Raw genomic sequence first — 18350 nt, forward strand, 5'->3', positions numbered from 1 at the left:
GTCATGCACGGCGAATCTCCAATCAAACGTCGCGAATCCCGCAAGATCTGGGTCGGTAATGTGCCTGTTGGCGGCGATGCACCTATCGCTGTGCAGAGCATGACCAACAGCGACACCAACGATGTCGCGGCCACTGTCGCGCAAATCAATCGTCTGGAAGCGGCCGGCGTCGATATCGTGCGGATCTCCGTACCGGACATGGACGCCGCCGAAGCCTTCGGCAAGATCAAGCAGCTTGTCAAAGTACCCTTGGTTGCCGACATCCACTTCGACTACAGGATCGCGTTGCGCGTAGCCGAACTGGGTGTTGATTGCCTGCGGATCAACCCGGGCAACATCGGTCGCGAAGACCGCGTGCGCGCGGTGGTCGATGCCGCCCGTGACCGCGGGATCCCGATCCGTATCGGCGTGAACGCCGGTTCCCTGGAAAAAGACCTGCAAAAGAAATACGGCGAGCCGACCCCGGCTGCTCTGGTCGAGTCGGCCTTGCGTCACGTCGAGCACCTTGAACGCCTGAACTTCCAGGACTTCAAGGTCAGCGTGAAGGCCTCCGACGTGTTCATGGCCGTCGAAGCCTACCGCTTGCTGGCCAAGGAAATCGTCCAGCCGCTGCACCTGGGCATCACCGAAGCCGGTGGTTTGCGTTCCGGCACGGTGAAATCCGCCGTTGGCCTCGGTATGCTGCTCGCCGAAGGAATTGGCGATACTATCCGCATCTCGTTGGCGGCCGACCCGGTCGAGGAAGTGAAAGTCGGCTACGACATTCTCAAATCCCTGCACCTGCGTTCCCGTGGCATCAACTTCATCGCCTGCCCGAGCTGCTCGCGGCAGAACTTCGATGTGGTCAAGACCATGAACGAACTGGAAGGGCGCCTCGAAGATTTGCTGGTGCCGCTGGATGTCGCGGTTATCGGTTGCGTGGTCAACGGCCCGGGCGAAGCCAAGGAAGCCCATATCGGCTTGACCGGCGGCACACCGAACCTGATTTACATCGACGGCAAGCCGTCGCAGAAACTGACGAATGACAATCTGGTGGATGAGCTTGAACGCTTGATCCGCCAGAAAGCGGCCGAAAAGGTCGAAGCTGACGCCGCCGTTATTGCGCGCGGCTAAGCCTGGCTAAAAAGAGCCGAACGAATTAAGGAATTTAAGTGAGCAAGTCTCTGCAAGCCATTCGTGGCATGAACGACATCCTGCCCGAACAGACTCCCCTGTGGCGTCATTTCGAAGGCACCGTCTCGCGCCTGCTGGATAACTACGGTTACAAGCAGATCCGTATGCCGATCGTCGAGTTCACCGAACTGTTCAAGCGTTCCATCGGTGAAGTGACCGACATCGTCGAAAAAGAGATGTACACCTTCGACGACCGCAACGGCGACTCCCTGACCCTGCGCCCTGAAGGCACGGCGGCCTGTGTGCGCGCAGTGCTGGAACACGGCATCACCGGCGGTGGCCAGGTTCAGAAACTCTGGTACATCGGCCCGATGTTCCGTCACGAGCGTCCGCAGAAAGGCCGTTATCGCCAGTTCCACCAGATCGGTGTCGAAGTGTTCAACCTCGACGGTCCGGACATCGACGCCGAGCTGATCGTGCTGACCTGGCGCCTGTGGGGCGAACTGGGCATCCGCGATGCGGTCAAGCTCGAATTGAACAGCCTGGGCACCAGCGAATCCCGTGGTCGTTATCGTGAAGCGCTGGTCGAGTTCTTGTCGCAACACCTGGACAAGCTGGACGAAGACAGCCAGCGCCGCCTGAAGACCAACCCGTTGCGGGTCCTGGACACCAAGAACGCCGAGACACAGGCGATTCTGGTCGATGCGCCGAAAATGGCCGACTACCTCGACGAAGAATCCCGCGTGCACTTCGAGGGGCTCAAGGCTCGCCTGGACGCCGCCGGCATTCCTTACGTGATCAACCCGAAGCTGGTTCGCGGGCTGGATTACTACAGCAAGACCGTTTTCGAATGGGTTACCGACAAGCTCGGCGCCCAGGGCACCGTGTGTGCCGGTGGCCGTTACGACGGCCTGGTGGAGCAGATGGGCGGCAAGCCTACCGCCGGCGTTGGCTTTGCCATGGGCATCGAACGCCTGGTCCTGATGCTGGAAACCCTGGAGCAGATCCCGCAAGAGATCTCCCGTCAAGTCGACGTCTACCTCTGCGCCTTCGGTGAAGCCGCCGAACTCGCCGGCCTGACCCTGGCTGAGCGCGTTCGTGATCAGTTGCCCAACCTGCGCCTGCAAGTGAATGCCGGCGCCGGCAGTTTCAAAAGCCAGTTCAAGAAGGCCGACAAGAGCGGCGCACTGTATGCGCTGATCCTCGGTGACGACGAAATGGCCCAGCAAGTGGTAGGTTTCAAACCCCTGCGTGGCCAGGGCGAACAACAAAGCATTGCCTGGGATGCGCTTGCTGCACACCTGGCCACCTGCGTCGTGCAGGGTTGAAGCTGTCTAAACAGCCGAATTAGCGATTAAGGAGTATTGGGGTGTCGAGTACCGAAGACGAACATGTGGCGGAATTGAAGGAATGGTGGTCACGCAACGGTAAGCCCCTGGTCACTGGCGGCCTGTTGGCGCTGGTCATCGTGTTCGGCTGGCAGGCGTTCCACAAGTATCAGAGCAATCAGTCGCAAGGCGCCTCGATGCTCTATCAGCAATTGCTCGAAACCACGCTGACGCCCGACGGCAAGCCTGATGCGGCCCGTGTTTCGGACCTGGCCGGCAAGCTCAACAGCGAGTTCGGCGGCAGCGCCTACGCGCAGTACGGCAGCCTGTTCGTGGCCAAAGTGGCGGTCGACAGCGGCAAGCTGGACGACGCAGCCAGCGAGCTCAAAGCCATCGTCGACAAACCGGCCAACCCGGCGCTGGGCGAAATCGCCCGTCAGCGTCTGGCCCAGGTACTCGGCGCGCAGAACAAGGCCGATGAAGCACTGAAGCTGCTCGAAGGCGATGCCGACAAGGCATTCCTGGCCACTCGCGAAGAGCTCAAGGGCGACCTGCTGGTGCAGCTGGGTCGTACCGATGAGGCGAGCGCGGCGTATCAAAAAGCCAAGGCGGCACTGTCGGATGAAGCGGCGGTCGGTGGCCTGCAAATCAAGCTGGACGACCTGGCCAAAGGGGATGCGTGACGTGATTCGTTGGAAACATGCAGCATTGCTGGCTCTGGCCTTGTTGGCCGCGGGTTGCAGCAGCAACAGCAAAAAAGAACTGCCTCCGGCCGAACTGGTCGACTTCAAGGAAGAAGTGGTTCTGCACAAACAGTGGAGTCGTTCGATCGGTGACGGTCAGGGCGAAACCTACAACATGCTGGTTCCGGCCATCGATGGCGATACCATCTATGCCGCCGACGTCACTGGCGTGTTGATGGCGATGGACCGCAACACCGGCGACGTCAAATGGAAGAAAGATCTCGAACTGCCTGTCTCCGGCGCCGTTGGCGTAGGTTACGGTCTGGTCACCATCGGTACGCTCAAGGGTGAAATCGTTGCCCTGGACGCGATCAACGGTGAAGAGAAATGGCGCGCTCGCGTGTCCAGCGAAGTACTGGCACCGCCAGCCAACAACGGTGACGTTGTGGTGGTTCAGACCCAGGACGATCGTCTGATCGGCCTGGATGCCTCCACCGGTAACCGTCGCTGGATCTATGACAGTACGCCTGCGGTACTGACCCTGCGTGGCACCAGTGCGCCGATCGTGACCAACCGCCTCGCGGTGGCTGGCCTGTCGACCGGTAAAGTGGTTGCCGTGAACATCTCCAACGGCGTACCGGTGTGGGAACAGCGCGTAGCGATCCCGCAAGGTCGTTCGGAGCTGGAGCGCGTGGTCGATATCGACGGTGGCTTGCTGCTGTCGGGCGAGACGCTGTATGTCGCCAGCTATCAGGGGCGCGTTGCCGCTCTGGACCTGCAAAGCGGCCGTCAGCTCTGGCAGCGTGATGCTTCCAGCTACGCCGGTGTCGCCCAGGGTTTCGGTACCGTTTATGTGAGCCTGTCTTCGGGCACCGTTGAAGGCGTCGACGAGCGTTCCACCACAGCCTTGTGGAGCAACGACTCGCTGGCCCGTCGTCAACTGTCGGCTCCGGAAGTGTTCTCCAGCTACGTTGCAGTCGGTGACCTGGAAGGTTACCTGCACCTGCTGAGTCAGGTGGACGGTCGTTTCGTCGGCCGCGAGCGCATCGACAGCGACGGCCTGCGTGCCCGTCCGCTGGTGATGGGTGACACGATTTATGTGTATGGCAACAGCGGCAAACTGGAAGCCCTGACCATCAAGTAACGACTATGCTTGGGGTTAAACCCCCAGGCAGCCCCGGTTTACGGGGTTTGCAGCGTTTTAACACGCTGCCCCGAGCACCAGCCGCTGCCTCGCAGCGGCTTTTGTATTTTCTGAAATAACGAAGTGGAGAGCCGCATGGTTCCCGTAATCGCCCTGGTGGGCCGACCGAACGTCGGCAAGTCCACCTTGTTCAACCGCCTGACCAGGACTCGTGACGCCATCGTCGGCGACTTGTCCGGTCTGACCCGTGATCGCCAGTACGGTGAGGCCAAGTGGCAAGGGCGTTCCTACATTCTGATCGACACCGGCGGTATCTCCGGTGACGAGCATGGTATGGACGAAAAGATGGCCGAGCAGTCGCTGCTGGCCATCGAAGAAGCAGATGTCGTTCTGTTCCTGGTAGATGCCAAGGCCGGTTTCACCGCCGCTGACCAGATGATCGCCGAGCATTTGCGCAAACGTAACAAGCGTTCCTACGTGGTTGCCAACAAGGTCGACAACATCGACCCTGAAATGGCCCGCGCCGAATTCGCTCCGTTGGGCATGGGTCATGCGATTCCGATCGCCGGTGCTCACGGTCGTGGCATCACCCAGATGCTGGAAATCGCACTGAGTGACTTCCCGAAAGACGACGACGAGCTGGAAGAAGGCGAGGAAGAAGACGTCGCCGAAGGCGAGGAAGCCAAGCGCATTCCTGGCCCAAGCGAAAAAGACGGGATCAAGATCGCGATCATCGGCCGTCCGAACGTCGGCAAGTCGACCCTGGTCAACCGCATGCTCGGGGAAGACCGGGTAATCGTCTACGACCAACCCGGTACCACCCGCGACAGTATCTACATCCCGTTCGAGCGTAACGACGAGAAGTACACGCTGATCGACACCGCCGGTGTGCGCAAGCGCGGCAAGATCCACGAAGAAGTCGAAAAGTTCTCCGTGGTCAAAACCCTGCAAGCGATCAAAGACGCCAACGTGGTGATCTTCGTGATGGACGCCCGCGAAGGCGTGGTGGACCACGACCTCAACCTGCTGGGCTTTGCCCTTGAGGCCGGTCGTGCATTGGTCATCGCGATCAACAAGTGGGACGGCATGACGCCGAGCGAGCGCGATTTCGTCAAGATCGAGTTGCAGCGTCGTCTGTTCTTCGTCGAGTTTGCCGATATTCACTTTATCTCGGCACTGCACGGCACTGGCGTGGGCAACCTCTACGCGTCGGTACAGAACTCGTTCAAGTCCGCGGTTACCCGCTGGCCGACGAGCCGCCTGACCCAGATCCTCGAAGACGCGGTCAGCGAGCACCAGCCGCCGATGGTCAACAGCCGCCGGATCAAGCTGCGTTATGCCCACCTCGGTGGCGCGAACCCGCCGATCATCGTGATCCACGGCAACCAGATCGAGAAGGTGCCGAAGTCCTACGTGCGTTACCTGGAAAACACGTACCGCCGTGTGCTGAAGCTGGTCGGTACGCCGATCCGCATCGAGTTCAAGGGTGGCGAGAACCCGTACGAAGGCAACAAGAACACGCTCACCGACCGTCAGGTCAACAAGAAGCGTCGCTTGATGTCGCACCACAAGAAGGCCGACAAGAAGCGTCGCGACAAGCGCTGATTCAGGTTTTTCCTGTGGGAAGAAGAGGGCGCCAATGGCGCCCTTTTTCATGCCTGCCGTTTGGGCTATTCTCGGACTCCCCCGCGCCGCCGTAGAGCCGGGTGTAGAGTAGGGAACCACCGATGATCACCAGCAAGCTGCCGAATGTCGGCATCACTATCTTCACTCAGATGTCTCAGCTCGCGGCACAGACCGGCGCGCTCAATCTGTCCCAGGGTTTTCCCGATTTCGATGCCCCGCAGGCCCTGTGCGATGCGGTCGGTCGGCATATCGCCAGCGGCCATAACCAATATTCGCCAATGACCGGGCTGCCGGTGTTGCGTCAGCAGATCGCGGTGAAGATCGCCCGCAGTTATGGCGCGCAGGTGGATGTGGATACTGAAGTGACGGTCACCCCCGGCGCGACCGAGGCGATTTTCTGTGCCATTCAGGCGGTTATCCACAGCGGTGACGAAGTCATTGTGTTTGACCCGGCATACGACAGCTACGAGCCTTCGGTGGAGTTGGCCGGCGGTCGTTGCGTGCATGTGCAACTGGGCCTGAACGACTTCAGTATCGACTTCGAGAAGCTTGCTCTGGCACTCAGCCCGCGTACGCGGATGATCATCCTCAACACCCCGCACAACCCTAGTGGTGCGTTGATCAGCCGTGCCGAACTCGACCAGTTGGCAGCGTTGATCCGTGATCGCGATATCTATGTGATCAGCGACGAAGTCTACGAGCACCTGGTGTATGACGGCGTGCCCCACGTCAGCGTGCTGGCCCATGAGGAGCTGTATCAGCGTGCCTTCGTGGTCAGCTCGTTCGGCAAGACCTACCACGTCACAGGCTGGAAAACCGGCTATGTGGTTGCACCACCGGCCCTGACGGCGGAATTGCGTAAGGTGCACCAGTACGTGAATTTTTGTGGGGTGACGCCGCTGCAATATGCCTTGGCCGATTACATGGCCGAGCATCCTGAACACGTCGAAGAGCTGCCGGGCTTCTATCAGGCCAAGCGCGATCTGTTCTGCGATCTGCTGGCGCCGTCGCGTTTCAGTTTCACCCGGGTGACCGGCACCTATTTCCAGTTGGTCGATTACTCGCAGATCCGCCCGGACCTCAATGACGTCGAGATGGCCCTGTGGATGACTCGCGAGCATGGCGTCGCCAGTATCCCGATCTCGGTGTTCTACCAGACGCCACCGGTCGGCCAGCGGCTGGTGCGGCTGTGCTTTGCCAAGCGTGAGGAGACCCTGCGTGAAGCAGCGGAAAAACTATGCGTGATCTGAGTGCATTGCCGAAACTGACCGTTGCGCTGATCCAGACGTCCCTGGCCTGGCACGACCGCCAGGCCAACCTCGAGCATTTCGAACCGTTGCTGGAACAGGCTCGCGGCGCCGACCTGATCATCCTGCCGGAGATGTTCACCACCGGTTTTTCCATGGAGTCCGAGACCCTTGCGGAAGCGGAAAACGGACCCACCAGCAAATGGCTGCGGGCTCAGGCGGCGAAACTTGATGCGGTGATTACCGGCAGCGTGATCGTCCAGGCCGCCGACGGCAGTCATCGCAATCGTTTGTTGTGGGCAAGCCCGGATGGCGAGGTGCTGCATTACGACAAGCGCCACCTGTTCCGCATGGCCGGTGAGCACAACCACTACACCCCCGGCGAGCGTCAGGTGCAGTTCGAGCTCAAGGGCTGGCGAGTGCGACCGCTGATTTGCTACGACCTGCGCTTCCCGGTGTGGAGCCGTGACGCCCAGGACACTGACCTGCTGCTGTACACCGCCAACTGGCCAGGTGCGCGGCGCCAGCACTGGAACCGCCTGCTACCGGCGCGGGCGATCGAGAACCTGTGCTATGTGGCGGCGGTGAACCGCATTGGTACCGATGGCAAAGGTTTTGCGTATACCGGTGACAGCCAGGTGCTGGATTTCCAGGGTGAGACGTTGCTCAGTGCGGGGGAGGCTGACGGGGTGTTCAAGGTGACGCTGGATGCGGCGGAACTGGCGGCGTATCGGCAGCGGTTTCCGGCGAATCTGGATGCGGATACCTTCGAGTTCACCTGATATTTCGGTGAGTCCAAAAAGATCTTAAAACCGCACAAACAAAAAAGGCCCCGAGGTTCACACCCCGGGGCCTTTTGCATTTCAGCGATGGTTACGCCGCTTTCGCTTCCGGCTGGCTCAACGAACGGTTCAGTGCGCTGAACAGGGCCTTGAAGCTGGCGGTGGTGATGTTTTCGTCGATGCCGACACCATGCACCGCACGCTCACCATTCACACGCAGTTCGATGTAGGCCGCTGCCTTGGCATTGGTGCCCGCGCCAATGGCGTGCTCATTGTAGTCCATGATTTCCACCGGTACCGGCAAGCCGGCCACCAGCGCTTCCAGGGCGCCGTTGCCCTTGCCGCGCCAGTGCAGGTTGGTTTCGCCCTGGCCCTGGCTGGCCACTTCCACTTCGACGGCGCTGTGACCGTTTTCTTCCTGCAGGCGATGGCTGACCAGCGCGTACGGGGTGTTGGCCTGCAAGTACTCGCTGTGCAGCAGTGCGTGGATCTGCTGGGCGGTCATTTCCAGGCCGAGGCGATCGGTTTCACGCTGCACGACCTGGCTGAACTCGATCTGCATGCGACGCGGCAGGCTGATGCCGTATTCCTGTTCCAGGAGGTAGGCGATGCCACCCTTGCCCGACTGGCTGTTGACGCGGATGACCGCCTCGTAGCTGCGGCCGATGTCGGCCGGGTCGATTGGCAGGTATGGCACTTCCCACAATTCGTCCGGTTTCTGCTGGGCAAAGCCCTTGCGGATCGCATCCTGGTGCGAGCCGGAGAACGCGGTATGCACCAGGTCGCCAACGTACGGGTGACGCGGGTGCACCTGGATCTGGTTGCACTCTTCGACGACTTTGCGCACGCCGTCGATGTCGGAGAAGTCCAGCTCAGGGTTCACGCCCTGGGTGTAGAGGTTCAGGGCCACGGTCACCAGATCGACGTTACCGGTACGTTCGCCGTTGCCGAACAGGCAGCCTTCGACGCGGTCGGCGCCGGCCATCAGGCCCAGTTCGGTGGCGGCAACGCCAGTGCCACGGTCGTTGTGGGTGTGCAGGCTGATGATCACGCTGTCACGACGGTTGATGTGACGGCCGAACCATTCGATCTGGTCGGCATAGATGTTCGGGGTCGCGCATTCCACCGTGGCCGGCAGGTTGAGGATCATCTTGTGCTCGGGCGTCGGGTTCCAGACTTCGATCACCGCGTCGCAGACTTCCTTGGCGAACTCCATTTCGGTGGCGCTGAAGGTTTCCGGCGAGTATTCGAAGGTCCACTCGGTGTCCGGCTGCATGGCCGCGTATTTGACGAACAGCTTGGCGGCGTTCACGGCGATGGCCTTGACCCCGTCCTTGTCCTGGTTGAAGACAATGCGGCGGAAGGAAGGGGAGGTCGCGTTGTACAGGTGAACGATGGCTTTCTTCGCGCCGCGCAGGGATTCGAAGGTGCGCTCGATCAGGTCTTCACGGCCCTGGGTCAGCACCTGGATGGTGGTGTCGTCCGGGATGTGGTTGCCTTCGATCAGGGTGCGCACGAAGTCGAAGTCGGTTTGCGAGGCGGCCGGGAACGACGCTTCGATTTCCTTCACGCCGACCTGCACCAGGGTTTTCCAGAAGCGCAGCTTCTTGACGGCGTCCATCGGCTCGATCAGCGACTGGTTACCGTCGCGCAGGTCGGAACTGCACCAGATCGGCGCGGCGGTGATGGTTTTCGATGGCCAGGTGCGGTCCGGGATGTCGATGGTCGGGAACGCGCGGTATTTCGAAGACGGGTCTTTGAGCATGCTCATCAGGAAATCCTTATTGTGTGGGCCGAAAAAAGGCGGCCTGCCGGTGGATCAAAAGTTCTTGGAGTAACGCTTGGGACGAGGCACCACGATTCAGCCCGGCAGTCGTGCACTGACGAGGCACAGGCTGCGGTGCTGGCGGAGCTGAATGAGGGTGTGAGAGGTTTTCATGCCTTCAACCCTAACCGCGGGGGTGAAGGTTGGCAAGCAGTCGAAAAAAAATTGAGAGGAATACTCGTGAGCGGGTGTTTATCGAGATTTTATTGCTGTGATTGGCAGTGATTGTTTTGTTGTTTGCGCGAGGTTTGAGCGGTGCGCAATTGGTGTGGGGCGAGGCTGGACGACTTTCGGTGCCAATGAAATTGCCATCGCGAGCAAGCTCGCTCCCACAGGTTCAGCGCAATCCCTGTGGCATGTGCGGTCCGGTCGCGCGGCCGGTCGCACCGACTTTGCCGACCACGTCACCACGGGCCAGTGGCTGCCCCACCTTCACGTCGATTTTCGACATGTGGCAGAACATGCTGATAAAGCCTTGGCCATGGTCGACGAACACCGTGTTGCCATTGAAGAAGTAGTTGCCGATCAGGATCACCTTGCCGGCAGCCGGGGTCTTGATCGGTGTGCCGGCCGGCACGGCGAAGTCCAGGCCTGAGTGGGGGTTGCGCTCTTCACCGTTGAAAAAGCGTCGCACGCCGAACTTGCTCGACAGCGGCCCGTTCACCGGTTTGTCCAGCAGCAAGTTGCTCGGTGTGTTGGGGCTGAACGTGCGGTAGGCAGTAATCTGCTCGGCCAGTTCACGCTCGATGCGCTTGAGATTCTCCGGGTCCGGATTGACCTGTTGGGTGTTCTTCAGGTTGATGCGCTGTTCCGGGTATTGCTTGTCGCCAACCGTAAAACTCAGATCACGACCGCCGCTGCTGACCGATTGAGCCCCGGGCTGGACCGTCAGCGGCACGCCGACGATGGCCAGCCAGTTGTTCTGCTCCTTCACCACCAGTACGGGTTTGCCTTGATAAGTGGCTTTTGGTGCCTGGGCAGATGTGCCCAGGTCCACCACCGCAACACCGCCCGGCACCGGTTTGTTCAACAGACGGGTGATGTAGCTGTCGGCGTGGGCGTTGAAGGTCAGGAGCAGCAACAGCAACGGAGCAAAAAAACGCGGCATGGATCAATCCAGTAAAGAAAGGGTGACAGGCGTCAGGTGATTGTCTTCGACTCGCACTTGTAGTTCGCCTTCGCCCAGTTTGGCCTTCAGGCGCTGGCCAGTATGGGTTTGCGCAGCGTTGCGGATCGCGTTGCCGCGCTCGTCCAGCAAGATGCTGTAACCACGGCCGAGGGTCGCCAACGGGCTGACCACATGCAGTGTCTGCATCTGGCTGTGCAACTGCATGCGACGGTTCTTCAGCCCTTCGCGGATGGCGCGCGGCAGGCGTTCGGCCAGGCTGTCGAGGCGCTGGCGCAGCATTGCCAGTTGCCGGCCCGGATGTTGTGCGGCCAAACGGGTTTCCGTGCGGATCAGGCGTTCGCGACGGGTGTTGAGGCTGCGCTCGAACGCGCGGCGCATGCGCATGTCCAGGTCATCCAGGCGTTGCGCTTGCTGACGCAGGCGCTCGCCGGGATGACGCAGGCGCCGGGAAATGCCTTCCAGGCGCAGGCGGTCGCGCATCAGGCGATCTCGCATGCGCATCACCAGCCGTCGGTGCAGGCTTTCGACCCGACGCACCAGATCGCTGGAGTCCGGAGCAAGCAATTCGGCGGCCGCGGAAGGGGTGGGCGCACGCACGTCGGCCACGAAGTCGCTGATCGACACGTCGGTTTCATGGCCGACCGCGCTGACAATCGGCGTCACGCAAGCGTCTACTGCGCGGGCCACGGCTTCTTCGTTGAAGCACCAGAGGTCTTCCAGCGAACCGCCGCCCCGGGCCAGGATCAGGGCGTCGAAACCGCGGGCATCCGCCAGTTTCAGGGCGCGGACAATCTGCGCTGTGGCTTCGCGGCCCTGTACGGCGGTAGGGATCAGGGTCAATTGCACCTGCGGTGCGCGACGGCGGAACACGCTGATGATGTCGCGGATCACCGCCCCGGTGGGCGAACTGATGATGCCGATGCGCTGCGGATGCGCAGGCAGCGGGACCTTGCGTTCGGCACTGAACAGGCCTTCGGCGCTGAGCTTTTCCTTGAGCGCATCGAAGGCCAGGCGCAAGGCGCCGTCGCCGGCCGGCTCCACGGTGTCGAGGATCAGCTGATAATCACCGCGCCCCTCGAACAGCGAGACCTTGCCGCGCACCTTGACCGCCAGGCCGTCTTTCAAGGCCTGGCGAACCCGTGCCGCGTTCTGCCGGAACAGCGCGCAACGCACCTGGGCGCCGCTGTCCTTGAGGGTGAAATACACATGGCCGGACGCCGGGCGGGCGAGGTTGGAGATTTCGCCTTCGACCCAGATGTTGCTGAACACGTCTTCGAGCAACACCCGCGCGCGGCCGTTGAGCTGGCTGACGGTCAGGACTTCGCGGTCCAGGCCGAGTCTTGCAAAGGGATCTTTAATCATGGGGCGCAGTTTAAAGGCATTCGGTGACCAATCTCCATGATCCTGCACAATTCCCTTGCTCGCGATGGGGCCAGCAAATTCAGCATTGATGTGCCAGACAGATCGCCATCGCGAGCAAGCTCGCTCCCACAGGGGTAAAGTCGTGGCGCAAGTTTATGGAAGACAGGGAAATGGATGTGATTGAGTTATTAAACCAATGGCCCTTCGGCCCACTGGGCTGGCTGGTAATCGGTGCAGGCATCGCCCTGGCCTACATCGTGTTCGGCATCGCCGGTTTTGGCACTGCGCTGGTGGCTGGGCCGATTCTGATTCTGTTCATGCCGCTGTCGAAAATTGTGCCGTTGCTGGTGTTGCTGGATTTCGTCGCGGCATTTGGCAATTTGCTGCCTTCACGGCGCGATGTCGCCAAACCGGAGCTGCTTCGATTGCTGCCGTGCATGGCAGTGGGTTGCACGCTGGGCGTGATTTTCCTGCTGAACCTCAAGTCCGATCTGTTGCTGTTGTTGATGGGGGTGTTTATCAGCGCCTATGCGATTTACAGCCTGTGGATCAAAACCCGGCCGACGCAGTTGTCCGCGGTGTGGGCGCTGCCAATGGGCACAGTGGGAGGAATGTTTGGCGCTTTGTTTGGCAGCGGCGGCTTTCTCTATGCGATCTATTTGAACAGCCGGTTGCCCAAGGAGGCGGCACGGGCCACCCAGAGTGCGTTGATCAGTTGCAGTACAGTGGTGCGTTTGAGCCTGTTTGCAATCGCCGGTGTGTATGCCGATTTGCCATTGCTGGTGCTGGCGATTTGTCTGTTGCCGGCCATGGCGCTGGGGCTGTGGACGGGACGGCGGTTGACCATGCGCTTGTCTCGCGAGGCGTTCGTGCGCCTGGTGACGTGGTTGGTGCTGGTTAGCGGGATTGCGTTGATTGGGCGCTATCTCAGCACCTGAAGATTCAACCTGTGGCGGGGAGCTTTTTGTGAGAGCGAGCAAGCTCGCTCCCACAGAAGAGCCCCTACCGCAAGCTGTTCAGTCGTTGTACTGGCTCAACAACCGCTCCAGTCGTGCACTGAGGCGGCGTTTGATTTCGGTTTCAATGTGCGGGGCGAAATCGTCGATCACGTCTTGCATGATCAACTGCGCGGCGGCGCGCAATTCGTTGTCCAGGTGCAGCAAGTCATCCGGGTTCTTGCTGGCGGCAGGCGTTGGTGCCGCCGCGGTGACAGGTTCGACGATTGGGGTTTGAGTTGTCGGTTCGACAGGCGGCGAAGGCTCGCTCACAGCGTCGAACAACATCGGAATCTGTTCCTGATCACCGTCCTCGACCGTGTCGGTCAGCAGGGGCGGTTGCAGGTTGTCATCGCCGAGCAATTGGCGGATCGACTCAAGGTCGTCCAGCAGGTGCGCGGACTGTTGCAGCGGTTTTGGAGTGTCCATTGGAAGGCTCAGAGTCGCTGTAAACGGTGATCTTGCAGAGGATAGCCCTGTTCGCGGTAGAAACGGAAACTCTCCCGCGCGGCCGCTCTGATCGTCGGATCTTCCACCACCACTTCCGCCACCCGGGCGAACCTGTTGGCGAAGGCCGGGACTTTCAGGTCGAGATTGACCAGCAAATCCTGATGTTGACCGCAGTCATCGCCCAACCCCAGGACAATCAGGCCGTCAGGTTCGCTGTCGGCAGGGCCGTGGGGCACGAAGCTTTCGCCCTTGAACGCCCACAGCCGCGCATCGAGATCGTCACGCTGGGCCGCGTCGCTGCAATGCAGGTAGATGCGGTGGCCCATGCGCCAGGCTTTCTCGGTGAGCTTGCAGGCAAAGTCCAGGCGTGCCGAAGGATCGGCGCTGGGCAGGATATAGAAGTCGACTTTGGTCATTGCGGTTCCAGAGCGGCAAGCGGCGTCACCGGGAAGTGACGCCGCCTTTCAACGGTTTCAGGCTTTGGCGCGGTCCAGCAGGTATTGGGTCAGCAGGGGAACCGGACGGCCAGTGGCGCCCTTGTCCTTGCCGCCGCTGGTCCAGGCGGTGCCGGCGATGTCCAGGTGCGCCCAGTTCAGGTTCTTGGTGAAGCGCGACAGGAAGCAGGCCGCGGTGATGGTGCCGGCTTTCGGGCCGCCAATGTTGGCGATGTCGGCGAACGGGCTGTCCAGCTGTTCCTGGTACTCATCGAACAGCGGCAGTTGCCAGGCGCGGTCGTCGGCAGCCTTGCCGGCGCTCAGCAGTTGGCCGATCAGTTCGTCGTTGTTGCCCAGCAGGCCTGACGTGTGGGAACCCAGGGCGACTACGCAGGCGCCGGTCAGGGTTGCGATGTCGATCACCGCTTGCGGCTTGAAGCGCTCGGAGTAGGTCAGGGCGTCGCACAGCACCAGACGGCCTTCGGCGTCGGTGTTGAGGATTTCCACGGTCTGGCCGCTCATGGTGGTGACGATGTCGCCCGGGCGCGAAGCGTTGCCGCTCGGCATGTTTTCGGCGCAGGCCAGGATGCACACCAGGTTGATCGGCAGCTTCAGTTCCAGCACGGCACGCAGGGTACCGAACACGCTGGCGGCGCCGCCCATGTCGTACTTCATTTCATCCATGCCGGCGCCCGGCTTGAGGCTGATACCGCCAGTGTCGAAGGTGATGCCTTTGCCGACCAGCGCGTACGGCTTCTCGGATTTCTTGCCGCCGTTGTATTGCATGACGATCAGGCGCGGAGGCTGGGCGCTGCCCTGGCCCACGGCGTAGAACGAGCCCATGCCCAGTGCCTTGATCTTCTTCTCGTCGAGGACTTCGACTTTCAGGTCCTTGAACTCTTTACCCAAGTCTTTTGCCTGTTCACCGAGGAAGGTCGGGTGGCAGATGTTTGGCGGCAGGTTGCCCAGGTTGCGGGTGAAGGCCATGCCGTTGGCGATGGCAGTGGCGTGGGTCACGGCGCGTTGCACTTCAGCCTGAGCCGCCTTGATGGTCAGCAGGGTGATTTTCTTCAGGGCGCGGGGGTCGGCTTTCTGGCTCTTGAACTGATCGAAGCTGTACTCGCCGTCCACCAGGGTTTCGGCCAGCAGGCGGGTCTTGCCATAGCTGTCGCGGCCTTTGACGACCACTTCATCCAGGGCCAGCACTGCATCGCTGCCGCCCAGGCCTTTGAGGGTATTGAGGATGCCGGCGATGATTTTGCGGAACGGGCGGTCACCCAGCTCGTCGTCCTTGCCAACGCCCACCAGCAGCACACGCTCGGCCTTGAGGTTCGGCAGGCTGTGCAGCAACAGGCTCTGGCCAACCTTGCCAGCCAGATCGCCGCGCTTGAGCACTGCGCTGATTGCGCCGCCGCTCAATTCGTCGAGCTGTCTGGCAACTGCACCGAGCTTGCGGCCTTCGCCGACGGAGACCACGAGAGTAGCGGTCTTCAACGTTTCGGGGTTGACGCTTTTTACAACCAGTTCCATGTCCGGGTCCCTGAATTGATGGTTATCACGCATGCGCCCGACACCTTATGTGCGTCGATTGCTTATAAACAGAAAGGCGCCAGGATCGACCGGCGACAAAGGCCGCAGTTTGAACCTCGCTACCGGCGGCTGACAACCCTCGGTTGTACGATTGTAGGAGCAGCCGGTCGACGCTCGATTGCTCGCGAAGAACCTGAGGCCGCCTCGGGGTTTCAGGCTTATCGCGTAATCGTTGACGACCATCGCGAGCAAGCTCGCTTCTACACCTACCCCCAATGCATTGCGCAGTGACAGGCGCACCCAATCACAGGATAATGCGCCATCTTTTTTCGGCGGCTCTGCCTTGCGGGCTGTCCGATACGTTTGCTTGTTTGGCCGCCTTAGCCTGACAACCCTGGAGTGTCTGGTTTGATCGTCTTCCGTTATCTCTCCCGCGAAGTCCTGTTGACCTTGAGCGCCGTCAGCGCCGTGCTGCTGGTCATCATCATGAGCGGTCGTTTCATCAAATACCTCGCCCAGGCGGCCTCGGGCCTGCTGGATCCGGGGTCGCTGTTCCTGATCATGGGCTTTCGTCTGCCGGGCTTCCTCCAGCTGATCCTGCCTCTGGGGCTGTTTCTCGGGATCCTGTTGTCCTACGGGCGGCTGTACCTCGAAAGTGAAATGACCGTGCTGTCGGCCACCGGCATGAGTCAGCAACGGCTGGTTTGCATGACAATGTTTCCGGCTACCCTGGTTGCACTCATCGTGGCGTGGCTGAGCCTGAGCCTGGCGCCACAAGGGGCCAACCAGTTTCAGTTGCTGCTGAACAAGCAGGATGCCCTGACCGAATTCGATACCCTGGAGCCAGGGCGTTTCCAGGCCCTGCGAGACGGTACCCGGGTCACCTATACCGAACGTATGACGGATGACCGCGTCAATCTGGGCGGTGTGTTCATCTCGCAAAAGAACATCAGTTCCAACAACAAGGATCGCGGAATTTCTGTCCTGGTGGCGGAAAAGGGGCGTCAGGAAATTCGCCCGGACGGCAACCGCTACCTGATCCTTGATAACGGCTATCGCTATGACGGTAGTCCGGGACAGGCCGATTACCGTGCGATCAAATACGACGAGTACGGCGTGTTGCTGCCAAAACCGGACGTCAGCGACGAAGTCACCGACCGTGATGCGATGCCGACCAGTAAGTTGGTCGGCAGTGAAGACATTCGCCTGCGCGCCGAATTGCAATGGCGTATGTCACTGCCGTTGCTGGTGTTCATCGTGACCTTGATGGCGGTGCCGTTGTCGCGGGTCAACCCGCGCCAGGGCCGGTTCCTCAAATTACTGCCGGCGATTCTTCTTTATATGGCCTACCTGACCATTCTGATTGCCGCCCGCGGTGCCCTCGACAAGGGCAAGATCCCCGCGGCGCTGGGCTTGTGGTGGGTGCACGGGATTTTCCTGGCCATTGGCCTGGGCTTGCTCTATTGGGAACCCTTGCGATTGAAGAGGGCGAGTCGCCGCAGTGCGCTGGAGGTGGCCCGTGGTTAAGCTGGATCGCTACATTGGTAGCAGCGTGTTGATGGCGATTCTGGCGGTACTCGGGATCATTCTTGGTCTGGCGACACTGTTTGCCTTCATCGACGAGATGAGTGAAGTCAGCGATACCTACACCCTGGTCGATGTGCTGAGTTATGTGTTGTTGACCGCTCCGCGCCGGATGTACGAAATGCTGCCGATGGCCGCGCTGATCGGTTGTCTGATCGGTCTGGGCAGTCTGGCCAGCAACAGTGAGCTGACGATCATGCGCGCCGCCGGTGTGTCGACCGGCCGGATCGTCTGGGCGGTCATGAAACCGATGCTGGTATTGATGCTGGCCGGCGTGCTGATCGGCGAGTACGTCGCTCCGCCCACTGAAACCGCCGCGCAGGCCAATCGCTCGCTGGCCCAGGGCAGCGGCGATGCACAAAGCGCCAAGCACGGTTTGTGGCACCGCCAGGGCGATGAGTTCATTCACGTCAACTCGGTGCAACCCAACGGCATCCTGTACGGCGTGACCCGCTATCGTTTCGACAGCGAACGGCACATGCTGTCGGCGAGCTTCGCCAAGCGTGCCGAGTTCGACACGGATCACTGGCAGTTGACGGACGTCACGACCACGGTGTTCCACGAGCGCAGCACTGAAGTGGTGTCGACCCCCGTCGAGCGTTGGGGCGTGGCCTTGAGTCCGCAATTGCTGAGCACAGTGGTTATGGTGCCAGAGTCATTGTCGATCAGCGGTCTGTGGAGTTATATCCACTACCTGGCGGACCAGGGGTTGAACAATAGCCGCTATTGGCTGGCATTTTGGGTCAAGGTGTTGCAGCCGCTGGTGACTGCCGCCCTGGTGTTGATGGCGATTTCCTTCATCTTTGGTCCGCTGCGTTCGGTGACCCTGGGGCAGCGAGTGTTCACCGGCGTGCTGGTGGGCTTCACCTTCCGCATCGTTCAGGATCTGCTGGGCCCTTCGAGCCAGGTGTTTGGCTTCCCGCCGTTGCTTTCGGTGCTGCTGCCGGCGGGTGTTTGTGCCGTGGCGGGGCTCTGGCTGTTGCGTCGAGCTGGTTGATGGCGGGCATTTTCCGACCGCTTTGATGATCAAAAACGCCCTTGTCGCAAGACCGGGGCGTTTTTGTAGGTGCCGTCTGACCTGCAAACGTGACGCTTGCGCCGTGGATCAGGTACAATTC

General features: G+C 60.7%; 15 protein-coding genes and 1 pseudogene. 10 read left to right on the plus strand and 6 right to left on the minus strand.

Annotated features, from left to right (window positions below):
- The first annotated feature begins 3 nt into the window (after positions 1 to 3).
- The 7 genes from ispG (at position 4) to AC1D1M_RS16450 (ending at position 7923) form a co-directional block, all read left to right on the plus strand.
- A complete protein-coding gene (ispG, locus tag AC1D1M_RS16420; protein ID WP_007944259.1) occupies positions 4 to 1113 on the plus strand; it encodes a flavodoxin-dependent (E)-4-hydroxy-3-methylbut-2-enyl-diphosphate synthase in 1110 nt (369 codons plus the stop codon).
- Positions 1114 to 1151: 38 nt separating this feature from the next.
- Entirely contained in the window at positions 1152 to 2441 is a 1290-nt protein-coding gene (hisS, locus tag AC1D1M_RS16425; protein WP_477776451.1) for a histidine--tRNA ligase, read from the plus strand.
- Between the two features lie 41 nt (positions 2442 to 2482).
- A complete protein-coding gene (locus tag AC1D1M_RS16430; protein WP_477776452.1) occupies positions 2483 to 3124 on the plus strand; it encodes a tetratricopeptide repeat protein in 642 nt (213 codons plus the stop codon).
- Entirely contained in the window at positions 3117 to 4268 is a 1152-nt protein-coding gene (gene bamB, locus AC1D1M_RS16435) for an outer membrane protein assembly factor BamB (RefSeq protein ID WP_477776453.1), read from the plus strand. The genes AC1D1M_RS16430 and bamB overlap by 8 nt, the downstream gene beginning before the upstream one ends.
- A gap of 135 nt (positions 4269 to 4403) precedes the next feature.
- The gene (gene der, locus AC1D1M_RS16440; RefSeq protein ID WP_046040936.1) at positions 4404 to 5873 is read left to right on the plus strand and encodes a ribosome biogenesis GTPase Der; all 1470 of its coding nucleotides are present in this window, start codon (positions 4404 to 4406) and stop codon (positions 5871 to 5873) included.
- Positions 5874 to 5995: 122 nt separating this feature from the next.
- On the plus strand, positions 5996 to 7144 hold the full coding sequence (locus AC1D1M_RS16445; protein WP_477776454.1) for a pyridoxal phosphate-dependent aminotransferase: 1149 nt from the start codon (positions 5996 to 5998) through the stop codon (positions 7142 to 7144).
- Positions 7132 to 7923: an amidohydrolase gene (locus tag AC1D1M_RS16450; RefSeq protein WP_477776455.1), complete on the plus strand. Its 792-nt coding sequence runs from the start codon at positions 7132 to 7134 to the stop codon at positions 7921 to 7923. Before AC1D1M_RS16445 ends, AC1D1M_RS16450 begins: the two co-directional genes overlap by 13 nt.
- Positions 7924 to 8014: 91 nt before the next feature.
- Here the strand turns inward: AC1D1M_RS16450 and leuA are convergent, their stop codons facing one another.
- The 3 genes and pseudogenes from leuA to xseA form a co-directional block, all read right to left on the minus strand.
- A complete protein-coding gene (leuA, locus tag AC1D1M_RS16455) occupies positions 8015 to 9694 on the minus strand; it encodes a 2-isopropylmalate synthase (protein ID WP_477776456.1) in 1680 nt (559 codons plus the stop codon).
- Positions 9695 to 10103: 409 nt separating this feature from the next.
- Positions 10104 to 10856: pseudogene (locus AC1D1M_RS16460) on the minus strand (peptidoglycan DD-metalloendopeptidase family protein); the annotation flags it as partial.
- Between the two features lie 3 nt (positions 10857 to 10859).
- The gene (gene xseA / locus AC1D1M_RS16465) at positions 10860 to 12239 is read right to left on the minus strand and encodes an exodeoxyribonuclease VII large subunit (RefSeq protein WP_477776457.1); all 1380 of its coding nucleotides are present in this window, start codon (positions 12237 to 12239) and stop codon (positions 10860 to 10862) included.
- 170 nt (positions 12240 to 12409) lie between these two features.
- On the opposite strand from xseA, the gene AC1D1M_RS16470 reads away from it, so the two are divergent.
- Complete coding sequence (locus AC1D1M_RS16470; RefSeq protein WP_477776551.1) at positions 12410 to 13177, plus strand: sulfite exporter TauE/SafE family protein; 768 nt, start codon at positions 12410 to 12412, stop codon at positions 13175 to 13177.
- A 78-nt stretch (positions 13178 to 13255) separates the two neighbouring features.
- On the opposite strand, the gene AC1D1M_RS16475 is transcribed toward AC1D1M_RS16470, so the two are convergent.
- From AC1D1M_RS16475 to AC1D1M_RS16485, 3 genes are read right to left on the minus strand one after another with little or no spacing between them, the layout of a single operon-like run.
- Complete coding sequence (locus AC1D1M_RS16475) at positions 13256 to 13663, minus strand: DNA polymerase III subunit chi (RefSeq protein ID WP_477776458.1); 408 nt, start codon at positions 13661 to 13663, stop codon at positions 13256 to 13258.
- An 8-nt stretch (positions 13664 to 13671) separates the two neighbouring features.
- Positions 13672 to 14100 (minus strand): DNA polymerase III subunit chi, encoded by a 429-nt coding sequence (locus AC1D1M_RS16480; RefSeq protein ID WP_458370717.1) that lies wholly within the window; start codon positions 14098 to 14100, stop codon positions 13672 to 13674.
- Positions 14101 to 14157: 57 nt separating this feature from the next.
- Positions 14158 to 15648: a leucyl aminopeptidase gene (locus AC1D1M_RS16485; protein WP_477776552.1), complete on the minus strand. Its 1491-nt coding sequence runs from the start codon at positions 15646 to 15648 to the stop codon at positions 14158 to 14160.
- A gap of 408 nt (positions 15649 to 16056) precedes the next feature.
- Here AC1D1M_RS16485 and lptF point away from each other — a divergent pair, with 408 nt between their 5' ends.
- Both lptF and lptG read left to right on the plus strand, forming a co-directional pair.
- Entirely contained in the window at positions 16057 to 17175 is a 1119-nt protein-coding gene (gene lptF / locus AC1D1M_RS16490) for an LPS export ABC transporter permease LptF (RefSeq protein WP_477776459.1), read from the plus strand.
- Complete coding sequence (lptG, locus tag AC1D1M_RS16495) at positions 17168 to 18229, plus strand: LPS export ABC transporter permease LptG (protein ID WP_477776460.1); 1062 nt, start codon at positions 17168 to 17170, stop codon at positions 18227 to 18229. The genes lptF and lptG overlap by 8 nt, the downstream gene beginning before the upstream one ends.
- Positions 18230 to 18350 lie beyond the last annotated feature (121 nt).

It is taken from the genome of Pseudomonas sp. P1_F7 (assembly GCF_056405655.1).